The sequence below is a fragment of the Metabacillus sp. B2-18 genome, assembly GCF_021117275.1.
GTDB lineage: Bacteria > Bacillota > Bacilli > Bacillales > Bacillaceae > Metabacillus.
In genome coordinates this window covers 1,006,798-1,019,734 of the sequence record NZ_CP088245.1, presented here as the reverse complement: position 1 = coordinate 1,019,734, position 12,937 = coordinate 1,006,798, and the positions used below count along the sequence as shown (strand labels likewise).

The window sequence follows — 12,937 nt, the reverse complement described above, 5'->3', positions numbered from 1 at the left end:
CAAAGATAGAATAAGATAAAACTCAAATCGTAATCATTACGTTTTAATAAGTTGTATAAGGAGTTGTTTACTAATGGCAAAAAAGTCGAAAATTGCAAAAGAAAGAAAACGGCAAGACATGGTTAAAAAATATGCAGAAATACGAAAAGAGTTAAAAGAAAAGGGCGACTATGAAGCATTAAAAAAGTTACCAAGAGACTCAGCCCCTTCCCGATTGCATAACAGATGTGAAATTACCGGAAGACCTAGAGGTTATCTTCGTAAATTTAAGATGTCTCGAATTGCTTTTCGGGAATTAGCTCATAAAGGTCACCTACCTGGCATCAAAAAATCAAGCTGGTAACATCAATTAAAAAGAATTTAATTAATAACTCTATTAGAAACATTCTAAAATTCGTACTAACAGCTACTGTTATGGAGGTATATATTTATGGCAACATGGAATTTAAACAACACTATTCATCATGTTCTTATTTGTAATGGTAGCAGTTGCACTCATGTTGGCGCTGAGGACCTAACCCAGGAAATACGAAGAGAAATTTCTGAAAGAGGCTTAGATGATAGAATTCACACAACACGAACTAGATGTAATGGGAGATGCCACGATAAGTGTGTTGTTATTAACTACCCTCATGGACATTGGTATAAGGACTTGCTACCAGATGATGCTCCTTTGTTTATTGACTCCCTGCTTTATAATGAGGATTATACAGGAAAAATTAGTCATTCTTATAATGGTCAAGGATTTGACCGTTCACCGGAAGTAGTGACCGGTATTTCTAAAGATCGGGAAAAAGTAAACAAAATGTCAAAATAACAGAAAGAATATGAATCGTTATCAGGAAGAAGGTGAAGACTTTTCATGCTCGACCAAATGTATCGACAGGTTATCTTAGATCATTATCGACAAAAACGCAATTTCAAAGAATTATTAAGTGAAAATGTTCTTAAAGTGCATTATAAAAACCCAACTTGTGGGGATGTGATCACCCTGTTTATTGAAATCGAACAGTACTTTATAAAAAATGTAACCTTCCTTGGTGAAGGGTGCAGCATAAGTATGGCATCTTCTTCTATGATGACAGAGTTGATTCAAAACAAATCAATAAGAGAGATTACCTTAATAAGAAGAGAATTTGAAGGGTTGATTCGTACTGGAAAGTTGACAAATGAACAAATTGATATAATACCATGCGATCCTAAAGTCAAATGTCCTTAGTTGTAAAGTTCCAGCTCCCGTGACAATGTCATAACTACATTCACTACACACTTAAGGTTCTGTTTTTTATAGCAGTGAGAAAATGAATCATACTTATATTGTTTACATAACCGAATTTTGAGTGTAGAATACAAATCGTAATCATTACTATTTACAAACATTAAATAAACTATTAACTGTGAAGTAGCTATCAATTCTTCAATTTTTGAAAGCTAGTATGTTATCCAAGACATATAAACCAAATTATTTTACAAAACCAAATGTTAGGAGTTTTAACCATGCATACAAAACCTTATTTATTAACCTCGATGCTGACAGTAGGTCTTCTATTAACAGGATGCGGCAATCAAGAAAATCAATTAACAAACGCTACAGAAAGCAACGATGATAACAGTAATAAAATTGAAGTATACACAACCATTTTCCCATTAGAGGATTTCACGAAAAAAATTGGTGGGGATGAGATTACAGTCACTAGTGTTTACCCTCCAAATGTTGATGCTCATATATATGAGCCAACAGTTAAAACAATGAAAAACATCGCTGACTCTGATCTATTTGTCTATACAGGTGCTGGTGTAGAAGGTTTTGTCGAACAAGCTGAAGAGGCGTTACAGAAAGAGGACGTTCTCATATTAAAAGCAGCCGAGGGTATTGAACTACTTAAAACAACTGAACACTCACATGAAGATAACGCTACTCATGAGGAAGAACATTCACATGAAAATGAAGCTGCTCATGAGGAAGAACATTCACATGAAGAGGATGCCGCTCATGATGAAAAACATGCACATGAAGAGGATGCTGCTCATGATGAAAAACATGCACATGAAGAGGATGCCGCTCATGATGAAGAGCATGCACATGAAGAGGATGCCACTCATGATGAAGAGCATCACCATCACGGAGATCAAGATCCACATGTTTGGCTTGATCCAATGCGCTCTATTAAACTAGCAGAAAACATTAAAAATGCACTAATAGAAATAAAGCCAGAATCAAAGGAAACATTTGAGGAAAATTTCACAAAACTAAAAGCCGATTTAACTGCTCTAGATCAAACATTCCATGAAACTCTCGAAAATTCAAAAACAAAATACATTTTAGTTTCTCATGCTGCTTACGGATATTGGCAGGATCGATATGGCCTTGAACAAATTGCAATAGCTGGTCTTTCTCCTTCCCAAGAACCTAGTCAACAACAACTTACGGAAATTATTACAGAATCCGAAGAACATGGTCTAAAATACGTTTTATTTGAACAGAATGTACAATCTAACGTAGCAAAAGTCATCCAAGATGAAATCGGTGCTAAGTCGCTTACCCTTCATAATCTTGAATCCGTTACAGAAGAAAACATAATAAATAAGGAAGATTATTTTAGTATTATGGAGAAAAATGTTGAAATACTTGAAACAGTGTTAAATTAATAAAGTGATGAATTATTAAAATTATGCCTAGATACAATATTTATTTATTATCCATGTTTATATAAGTCACTATTATCCTATTCAAGAATGGGAGATTTAATTGTTAAATTAGTGAACTGTATATTTCTAATAACTTAAAAAAGCTTTAGTTCCTTACATACCAAGGAACTAAAGCTTCTCACTCTGATGATTCGAGAGGGATTCGAACCCCCGCCCCTACCCTGTCAAAATTGGGTGGGGAATTAATAGAGTTAAATGTAGTAAAACTTAGTTAAATAAGTATTGATATATCAACGTTTTGGCTGGTGGTTATAAAATAAATTAATTAAAATCAATGAAATAAAATAAGTCTGTGCAATTTTTGTGCAATTTGGAGTATGTGGTCAGAGCTCAAATTTATCTACTAGCATATAAGCGAAGCGCCTTGCATAATTGGGAGCACTCTTTACAACACAAACTACTTATAGATAGACAAAAATATTCAATTCATATAAAAACACAGTAACTTCCTCAAAAACTTAGTAAAAATATTTAATATAAAAATGAAGAAGCTGCCCAAAATAGGCAGCCTTTTCCATTTTCATACTTGAACTTGAAGTTCATGAAGTTCATTCTGTTTTTGTTCATGTCTAATCTTAGCCTGAGCCGCTGCTAGGCGTGCAAGCGGTACACGATATGGTGAACAGCTTACATAATCCAAGCCTACATCATGGCAGAATTGAATTGATTTCTTTTCTCCTCCATGTTCTCCGCAAATACCTGTTTTTAATTCCAGCTTCTTTCCCCTTCCTAGCTTAACACCCGTTTCAACTAGTTTTCCTACTCCTTCTTGGTCAAGGGAAACGAATGGATTTGCTGGAAGTACCTTGTTTTCAATATAAGTTTGTAAGAATTTTCCCTCTGCGTCATCACGACTGTATCCAAATGTTGTTTGCGTTAGGTCATTTGTTCCGAATGAGAAAAAGTCTGCTTCTTCAGCAATTTGGTCTGCAGTTAAGGCTGCACGTGGTACTTCTACCATCGTACCGATTAAGTAGCTAAATGTTAGCCCCTTTTCTTCCTCAACTTGCACTCCAGCATTGACCACTAATTGCCTCATTTCTTTTAACTCATTCACATGACCAACTAATGGAATCATGATTTCTGGTTTTACATCGATTCCTTTATCCATTACGTTCGCAATGGCATAAAATATCGCTTTTGCTTGCATCACGTAAATTTCCGGAAAAATCATTCCTAATCGGCATCCACGATGACCTAGCATCGGATTAAATTCATCCAATTGTCGTACTTTTCTTAATAACTGTTCTTTTTCTTTTAACTCCCTTGAACTTGAATTGGTTAATTGAAGTTTGGTAACCTCAACTAACAGTTCTTCCTTATCAGGTAAAAATTCGTGAAGAGGCGGATCTAATAAACGAATGGTGACAGGATTTCCTTGCATCGCTTCAAAAATTCCCTCAAAGTCCTCTTGTTGCATTGGTAATAACTTGTCTAATGCATGTTCGCGTTCCTGATTAGTTTCTGCAAGAATCATTTCTTGGACAATTGGGATTCGACTAGCATCCATAAACATATGCTCTGTTCGGCATAATCCAATTCCACCTGCTCCAAATTCAAGAGCTTTTTTGGCATCAACTGGATTGTCCGCATTTGCTCTAACACCAAGTTTTCGTTCCTGATCTGCCCATGAAAGCAACAATTGAAATTCATCTGAAAGCTGTGGTTCGATCATCGGAATTTCTCCTAACATGATTTCACCTGTTGAACCATCAATTGTAATGATATCACCTTGTTTTACAATCGTTTCTCCTACTTTAAATTGCTTTGACTTTAAATCAATCTTTAATGATTCACATCCACAAATGCATGCTTTTCCCATACCTCTTGCCACAACGGCTGCATGGCTTGTCATTCCTCCGCGGCTAGTAACAGTGGCTTCGGCTGCAACAATTCCATGAATATCATCAGGTGTTGTTTCTGGACGAACAAGAATGACCTTCTTTTTCTCATCTTTCGCCATTTTCTCAGCTTCATCTGCATCAAATACGACTTCTCCAGTTGCTGCACCAGGGGAAGCTGGTAAACCTTTCGCTAATTGCTTTCGTACATATGAATCATCGATGCGACGATGGAGAAGTTGATCAAGCTGATCAGGATCTACACGTAGAATCGCTTCCTGCTTGCTAATGATTTGTTCTTTTACTAATTCAACAGCTATTCTAATTCCTGCTTGAGCTGTTCTTTTTCCGGTACGTGTTTGTAGAATAAAAAGTTCTCCCCGTTCCACAGTAAACTCAATATCCTGCATGTCTTCATAATGGTTTTCAAGGAGGTGACATGTTTGGGTAAACTGCTGATATACGTTTGGCATCTCTTCTTGAAGAGAAATAATTGGTTGAGGTGTACGAATTCCGGCAACTACGTCCTCACCTTGAGCATTGATCAAATATTCACCGTAAAGCTTTGCTTCCCCTGTAGATGGATTACGTGTAAAAGCTACTCCAGTGCCAGAATTGCTGCCCATATTTCCGAAAACCATACTTTGAATGTTCACTGCAGTTCCAAGATGACCGGGAATATTCTGAAGACGGCGATATACAATAGCACGTTGATTATTCCAAGAATCAAAAACAGCACGAATGGAAAGGAATAACTGCTCTTTTGGATTCTCAGGAAAGGCCCTTTTCGAATGCTTAGCAACAATTCTCTTGTATCCTGTAATGACCTCTTTCCAATCTTCTGCAGACATTTCAGGATCTGAGTGATATCCTTTTTCTTCCCTAACTTCATCCAAGAATTGTTCAAAATAAAAGCTATCAACTTTTAGGACAACATCACTAAACATTTGGATAAATCGACGGTAAGAATCATACGCAAAGCGCGGGTTATTCGTCAGATTTGCCAGTCCCACGACCGTTTCGTCATTTATTCCAAGATTTAAAATCGTATCCATCATTCCCGGCATCGAATGAACGGCTCCAGATCTTACAGAAACTAGCAACGGATTTGCTGGATCTCCGAACTTTTTACCGGTTTTTCCTTCAAGGGTTGTAAGCGCTTGTAAAATTTGAAAATCAATCTCTGATGAAATTGATTTTCCAGCTTCATAGTAAGTATTGCAGGTCTCTGTTGTAATGGTAAACCCATAAGGAACAGGTAAACCAATCTTTGTCATTTCAGCTAGATTTGCTCCCTTTCCTCCTAGTAGTTCCCTTTTTCCACTATCCCCTTCATCAAACATATACACAAACTTACCCATGAAATACAGCCCCTTTCTTTTTTAACATCTCTAATATCAAATCAGCCGTCTCTTCGATTGCTTTGTTTGAAACATTAATAACGGGACAACCGATTTTTTTCATAATTTTTTCTGCATATTCTAATTCTGTAAGAATCCGGTCATAATTCGCATAATTCGCTTGGGTTGTTAATCCTATATTTTTTAATCGCTCCATGCGAATTTCATTCAGTTTATCTGGTGTTATGATTAACCCAACACATTTGTTCTTGGGAATATCAAAAAGTTCATCAGGAGGTGCTACTTCTGGAACTAAAGGTACATTTGCCACCTTAAACCGCTTATGGGCCAAATACATTGAAAGCGGTGTCTTTGATGTTCTAGAAACGCCAATTAAGACAATATCTGCATGCCTAATTCCTCTAACATCCTGACCATCATCATATCTAACTGCGAACTCAACTGCTTCTACTCTACGAAAATAGTTTTCATCTAATTTCCTCATTAGTCTTGGTTGATGTACTGGGTCTGTATTTAAATTTTTTATAAATGCATCCATTAGCGGATTCATTAAATCAATAGCACGAATTCCTGCTTCCCTTGCTCGCTCATCAAGATACTGCTTCAAAGATGGAATGACAATTGTATAGGCAATAATGGAGTGATTATATTTGGCGGCAATAATGATATTATCAAGATCTTTCATATCTTCAACATAAGAAATATGCTTGATTTCAACTTCTACACTATTAAATTGAGATGCAACTGCTTTTACCATCAGCTCAGCTGTTTCGCCAACAGAATCAGATACTACATAAACTATTTCCTTTTTATTCACATCCGACCTCCTATTCACTCTTTTAATTGTTTAACAGAACAAATGTGTTATACTAATAAATAAATATGTCATACCATTTGATTAAATAGTATTCTACCATTAAAAATAATAAGTTACAATCCTTTTCTTTCATTCTAACTAAGAAAATTCATAATTATTTTTCAAGTAATAAAAGAAGTAAATAAGCGACATTGAGATGCTAATACAAATAACAAGGTCGCTTATTGTTGTTACTATTTTTGTTTTATTATGAAATGTAAAACCTCAAAAGCTACCATATAAATTTTCATAACCAATCTCGCCGTTATTTATCGTTAACTAAAATATACGTTGCTTTAATTGGCCCATGAACGCCCACTACTAAGTTCATTTCAATATCAGCTGAGTTACTTGGTCCTGTTATGAAATTTACGCAAGAAGCAATTTCTTCCCCCTTGTTAATGTTCTCATGAATTTCTTGGGAAACTTGAGTTATTCTTGGCACAATCGTACTCTTCGGTATGATTGCAATGTACGTAGCCGGTAACAGGCTTACGGAACGACCCTTCCCAGTGTCGCTAAATAGGACAACGGTTCCTGATTCTGCAAGTGTTTTATCACTGAAGGTAATCCCCACGTTTGCTTGTTCTGCTAACTCGATATTTTTCTTTCCAAGCGATGGATTCCATAAACTAACATCGACATCTTCACTTGGCCACTCCTCATGTAGTAAATGAGTCAGCCCAAATTCAGTAAACCGATCGTCATTCCACGTTATAATAGGACCTCCTCCAAATTCTTTAACAACGTTTTTTAAAACGGTTACTAAATCTACTGACGTTGTTTCAACAAATTGAGTTTGGATCCGCCGGCACTGCTCCTTTAAAACATCAACAAGCTGATCTTGTGACAAACCTTGTAAAACATCCCATTGCGGTTGATGCTTCCATTCTGGTAGCGTTACACCTTCCGTTCTTTGCTCTCGTCCAAGCTGTGAGGCAATCTTATTTAAAAAAGTTTCTTGATTTTGAATTGATCCTCCTGTCATTGCTCGCCCCCCTCCTTATCACGGTTCTTAAACCAGTCACGGAATCTCTTATTTTCAGGAGCCGGAAAATCCCGAATCTCAGTCCACGCCTTTAGTGGACCAGGACCTTTCGAAATTTTTGCATTCACTGCAAAAGGGCTCATTGCAGTAGGTGCTAGTCTTGAACCTAAATTGTAAAGAGGAGTTGACGCAGAACCTAGTCCAAAAGCCTTCATCGCAAATTTTTCAGAAATCGGTGCTTTCCCTTCTCTTTCAACAATAACCTGACGATGTTTGTGGAGTAATTCGTGCAATGGAATCTTGACTGGACAAACTTCTGTACAGGCTCCGCAAAGTGTAGATGCATATGGAAGCTCCTTATACTCTTCGTAGCCACCGAGTAGCGGTGAAAGAACCGCTCCAATTGGTCCTGAATAAATTGAACCATAGGAATGCCCTCCGACATGACGGTAAACCGGACAAACATTCACACATGCAGCACAACGGATGCATTGTAAAATAGATTGGAATTCTGTTCCTAATATTTTTGAGCGACCATTATCCACAATGACAACGTGAAAATCTTCAGGTCCGTCTACATCTCCAGCTTGCTTCGGACCTGTTAATGCGGTTACATAACTTGTCAATTTCTGCCCTACAGCACTTCTGGTTAACAAGCTCACTAAAACTTCAAATTCAGCAAAAGTTGGTACAATCCGCTCCATTCCCATAACAGTAATTTGTGTCTTAGGAAGGGCTGAGACTAGTCTTGCATTACCTTCATTTGTCACAAGACTTATCGAACCTGATTCCGCTATCGCAAAGTTACAACCAGTCACACCGATATCAGCTGATAAAAATTCTTTTCTTAACATTTCACGTGCATGTAATGCAAGCTCCTCAGGCTTTTCTGTTTTTGTATAGGCTAATTTTTCTTTAAATACATCACGGATTTGTTCTTTGTTTTTATGTAGTGCAGGAGTAACTATATGGGAAGGCGGATCATGGTCATCCACCTGTAAAATATACTCTCCTAGGTCTGTCTCAATGACTTCACATCCCTCTTCTTCTAAACATTGATTCATATTAATTTCTTCCGTTACCATTGATTTGGATTTAACAATCTTTTTACCATTCTTTTTCTTAATAACATCTTTTATATATTGATTTGCTTCATCAGGAGTTTCTGCAAAAAAGACATGTCCTCCACGTTCAGCAACCTTTTCACTAAATTGCTTTAAATAGTAATCAAGATTATCGAGCGTATGTTGGCGAATTTCTTCACCAAGTGCCCGCCACTCTTCCCAGTTACCGAGTTCTTTTGCCGCTTCAATTCGTCTTGTGCTAAGGCGTTCTTGTGCACCAGAGACTGCCCCGCGCATAAACGTATTATTAATGCCATTCTCAACACGTTCTTTAAACTCGCCTGTTCCGATTTTCATCGCCATTAACTTCCATCTCCCTTCTTATTTGCTATTCAAAACTTCTGCGATATGCATTACCTTAATTGGCTTGCCTTGTCGTTCAATTCGTCCGCCGATGTTCAGCAAACACCCGCAATCTGCGCCAATTAAATAGTCTGCTTCAGTCTCCTCAACCTTTTTAACCTTCTCATCAACCATTTGCTCAGAGATATTACCCATTTTCACTGAAAAGGTACCACCAAACCCACAGCAATCATGACTATTACTTAGTGGTATGTATTCTAAGCCTTCTACATTTTCTAAAAGTTTAGTAGGTGCTTCCCTTACTCCTAATAAACGAGTCATATGACATGATTTGTGCAATGTTGCTTTCCCCTTGAGCTTTGCCCCAACATTTTCTACTTTCAGTACATCAACAATAAACTGTGTCAGCTCATACGTTCTATTAGCAAGTTTGATGGCTCGTTCCTCCCACAAAGCATCCCCTGCAAAAACATGTGGGTATTCACGAAACATTGTTGCACATGATCCAGAAGGGGTTACAACATACTCCGAATTCTCAAAGGTTTGTATCATTCGCTTCATCGCTTCCTTCGAATCTTTTACATACCCACTGTTATATGCCGGTTGTCCGCAGCATATTTGTTTTTCTGGAAAATCAACCTCACAGCCTAATCTCTCAAGCAGTTCAACGGTTGCTCTTCCAACCGATGTTTCAAACATATCTACTAAACAAGTAACAAATAATGTCACTTTCATGATTATCACCTCACCAAAATAGAAAACGCTTTCTATTAATCAATTTAATATATTGATAATGATATGTCAACCGGTCATCTGATGACCTGAAATTTCAGTACAAAAAAATAAGAAGCTCCTCTACAATTAGGAACTTCCTTTTTTGTCTTGATAATATTTTTTCAACACGTTTTCAACATTTTCTAAGTGCTCAATGATAAGCTTTTGAGCTTGAATTGCATCCTGATCCTTAATGGCTTGATAAATTCTCGAATGGTCTTGATACAGCCGTTCAGTCGTTGCTTGCTTTGAAAAAAGCCACAATCGACGCGTCTCCCTCATAGATTCAACCATCATTCCAGAAACATTGCTCATTAATCCTTTTAATATTGGATTATGCGTTGCATCTGCTATGGCAAGATGAAACTTAAGGTCCGCTTTTTCACCGAGTTCCTCATCACTGAGTCCTTCTCTCATTACTTCTATTAGCTCAGACATTATTTTCAAATCTTCTTCTTTCCGATTTATAGCTGCTGAACCCGCTGCACCAACCTCTAAAATTTTACGAACCTCTAATAAATGAACGATATCTGTTTCATTCATTAGAACTGCCGTTGATAAAGGCAACGTTAGCATCATCGGATCAAACTCTCGAATATATGTGCCTTCCCCTTGCTTCATTTCAACTAAACCCATCGCTCGTAATGCACTAAGTGCCTCACGAACTGCTGACCGTCCCACATTAAAGCTTTCAGCCAACTGTTGAACAGAATTCAATTTATCTCCAGGTTTTAGCTCTCCATTTTTGATCATTTCTAAAAGAGCTTCTGCAACTTCTTCATTTATCTTTCTAGGTTTAATTTGTTTATATTCCATTACTTCACCCCTGTTAAAATCCACAATTATACCAACTATTTAAATTATACTATTAAATTGTTACTCAAATTAATAATATGAGAAAAAATTTTACCTATTCAATAACTACGATAAGTTTACACTATCATTATTTTTAAAAATTTTTGTTGATTTTCGGTTACGCTTACATTAATATTAAGTCATCCGATGACTCTATGATCAGTTATTTACATAACGATAATTATCTTATTACATTTTTGACCTAACAGATTTTAAATCAAGGTAAGATTAAAGGAGGTAAGATGGATGAACGTTGGAATTTTATCTTTAATTGCTTTAGTACCTATTTTTTCGATTTTTTTATTTCTGGTTATTTTGAAATGGCCAGCAACTCGCGCAATGCCTATTTCACTTATTGTAACCGCTTTAACAGCTGTGTTTTTCTGGGGAACAAAAGCAAATGTTGTAGCCGGAGCAGCTCTTAATGGTGTTGGTACCGCGATAGATGTCATGTTTATTGTATTCGGTGCCGTTCTTTTATTAAACACAGTAAAGGAAAGTGGAGCCATTTCTACAATCCGCCAAGGATTTATTACGATCTCTCCCGACAGAAGAATTCAAGCAATCATTATCGCTTGGTTGTTCGGGGCATTCATCGAAGGTGCAGCAGGTTTTGGTACACCTGCAGCTATTGCAGCCCCTCTACTAGTAGCCATTGGGTTTCCAGCTATGGCAGCTGTTTTAGTTGCTTTAATCATCCAAAGTACACCGGTGTCTTTTGGAGCAATTGGAACACCGCTTCTTGTCGGTGTTAACGGTGGTCTAATTGATCAACCCACAGTATTAGCATCAATTGGTTCAATGGAATATAGTGAATATTTATTACAAATTGTCGCTAATGTAGGACTTTTTCATGCCATTGTAGGATTTTTAATTCCACTTATTATGGTTGGAATGTTAACTCGTTTCTTCAGTAAAACCCGTTCGTTTACGGAAGGCTTAAAGGTATGGAAGTTTGCTTTATTTGCTGGAATCGCTTTTACGGCTCCATATTATTTTATTGCCCTATTCCTTGGTCCAGAGTTTCCCTCTCTAATAGGGGCATTAATTGGATTATTAATCGTCATTCCATCGGCAAAAGCTGGTTTATTTATGCCAAAGAAGGAAGAGATTTTTGATTTTGAAGATCGTAGTCAATGGGAAAAGGATTGGATTGGTAAATTAAACCATGAACAACCAAAAGTCATAGAAGGTAATAAAAAGATTTCGTTAGTAATGGCTTGGGTTCCATATTTGTTAGTTGCCGTTTTATTAGTTATGACAAGGGTTATCGAAGAAGTAAAAGCTTTAATTACACATACTAATGTAACGATTTTAATTGAAGATGTATTTGGTTCAGGAATTGCAATTAAATCTACTCCGCTATATTTACCGGGTGCTATTTTTATCGTCGTATCTATCATTACATATTTCTTACACGGTATGAAAGCAAAAGATTATATGAAAGCATGGTCAGATTCGTTTAAAACAGTTGTAACTGCTGGAGCGGCCTTAATCTTTGCTGTACCAATGATTAAAATCTTTATTAATACACAAACAGAGGAATTAGCAAGTATGCCACTTGTTTTAGCGGAAGGTGTATCGAATTTAACCGGTTCATTATGGCCTGTATTCGCTCCAACAATAGGGGCACTTGGAGCTTTCATAGCAGGAAGTAATACCTTTAGTAATATGATGTTCTCATTATTTCAGTTTGGAACTGCTGAGAGCATTGGCCTATCCGCTGATGGGGCAAGCTATGTGGTTGCCCTTCAAGCAATTGGCGGTGCAGCAGGAAATATGATTTGCGTTCACAATGTAGTAGCTGCATCTGCAACAGTTGGTTTAGTCGGTCAAGAAGGGGCACTAATTCGAAAAGCACTGATTCCAATGACATACTATGTATTGGCGGCTGGAACACTGGGTATGGCGGTGATTGCAGGAGGCTTCAGCTTCTGGTTCTTTATCTACGGAGCAGTCGTAATTGGTTTTATTCTTCTAATGATCTCAAATAAAGGAAAACGTACAAAAGATGCAAAAAGTCCGAAGTCATTCACGGCGTAGAAAAAAAATAAATAAAAACGATATATAGGACACACCTATATATCGTTTTTTATTATTAAAAAGCAATATTTAATAGATATGGA

The 12,937-nt window shown here is 37.0% G+C and carries 11 protein-coding genes; 5 read left to right on the top strand and 6 right to left on the bottom strand.

Annotation, left to right across the window (positions count from 1 at the left end; all coding sequences use genetic code 11):
- Positions 1-73 precede the first annotated feature (73 nt).
- The 4 genes from rpsN (at position 74) to LPC09_RS05315 (ending at position 2,649) form a co-directional block, all read left to right on the top strand.
- Positions 74-343 carry a 30S ribosomal protein S14 gene (gene rpsN, locus LPC09_RS05330; RefSeq protein ID WP_098795818.1) on the top strand — a complete coding sequence of 90 codons (270 nt, stop codon included), beginning with the start codon at positions 74-76 and terminating at the stop codon, positions 341-343.
- An 87-nt stretch (positions 344-430) separates the two neighbouring features.
- On the top strand, positions 431-817 hold the full coding sequence (locus tag LPC09_RS05325) for a (2Fe-2S) ferredoxin domain-containing protein (protein ID WP_231309171.1): 387 nt from the start codon (positions 431-433) through the stop codon (positions 815-817).
- Positions 818-862: 45 nt separating this feature from the next.
- A complete protein-coding gene (gene sufU / locus LPC09_RS05320) occupies positions 863-1,219 on the top strand; it encodes a Fe-S cluster assembly sulfur transfer protein SufU (protein ID WP_231309170.1) in 357 nt (118 codons plus the stop codon).
- A gap of 278 nt (positions 1,220-1,497) precedes the next feature.
- A complete protein-coding gene (locus LPC09_RS05315; protein ID WP_098795811.1) occupies positions 1,498-2,649 on the top strand; it encodes a metal ABC transporter solute-binding protein, Zn/Mn family in 1,152 nt (383 codons plus the stop codon).
- Between the two features lie 580 nt (positions 2,650-3,229).
- Here the strand turns inward: LPC09_RS05315 and ppdK are convergent.
- From ppdK to LPC09_RS05285, 6 genes are all read right to left on the bottom strand, one after another.
- Positions 3,230-5,911: a pyruvate, phosphate dikinase gene (gene ppdK / locus LPC09_RS05310; RefSeq protein ID WP_098795810.1), complete on the bottom strand. Its 2,682-nt coding sequence runs from the start codon at positions 5,909-5,911 to the stop codon at positions 3,230-3,232.
- Positions 5,904-6,728: a pyruvate, water dikinase regulatory protein gene (locus LPC09_RS05305; protein WP_098795809.1), complete on the bottom strand. Its 825-nt coding sequence runs from the start codon at positions 6,726-6,728 to the stop codon at positions 5,904-5,906. Before LPC09_RS05305 ends, ppdK begins: the two co-directional genes overlap by 8 nt.
- Positions 6,729-7,032: 304 nt before the next feature.
- Positions 7,033-7,755, bottom strand: a complete 723-nt coding sequence (locus LPC09_RS05300) for a LutC/YkgG family protein (protein WP_098795808.1) — start codon at positions 7,753-7,755, stop codon at positions 7,033-7,035.
- Entirely contained in the window at positions 7,752-9,182 is a 1,431-nt protein-coding gene (locus tag LPC09_RS05295; RefSeq protein WP_098795807.1) for a LutB/LldF family L-lactate oxidation iron-sulfur protein, read from the bottom strand. The genes LPC09_RS05300 and LPC09_RS05295 overlap by 4 nt, the downstream gene beginning before the upstream one ends.
- An 18-nt stretch (positions 9,183-9,200) precedes the next feature.
- Entirely contained in the window at positions 9,201-9,917 is a 717-nt protein-coding gene (locus LPC09_RS05290; protein WP_098795806.1) for a (Fe-S)-binding protein, read from the bottom strand.
- Between the two features lie 126 nt (positions 9,918-10,043).
- A complete protein-coding gene (locus tag LPC09_RS05285) occupies positions 10,044-10,772 on the bottom strand; it encodes a FadR/GntR family transcriptional regulator (protein ID WP_098795805.1) in 729 nt (242 codons plus the stop codon).
- Positions 10,773-11,057: 285 nt separating this feature from the next.
- Between LPC09_RS05285 and LPC09_RS05280 the strand changes: the two genes are divergently transcribed.
- Entirely contained in the window at positions 11,058-12,854 is a 1,797-nt protein-coding gene (locus LPC09_RS05280) for an L-lactate permease (RefSeq protein WP_098795804.1), read from the top strand.
- The last annotated feature ends 83 nt before the right edge of the window (positions 12,855-12,937 follow it).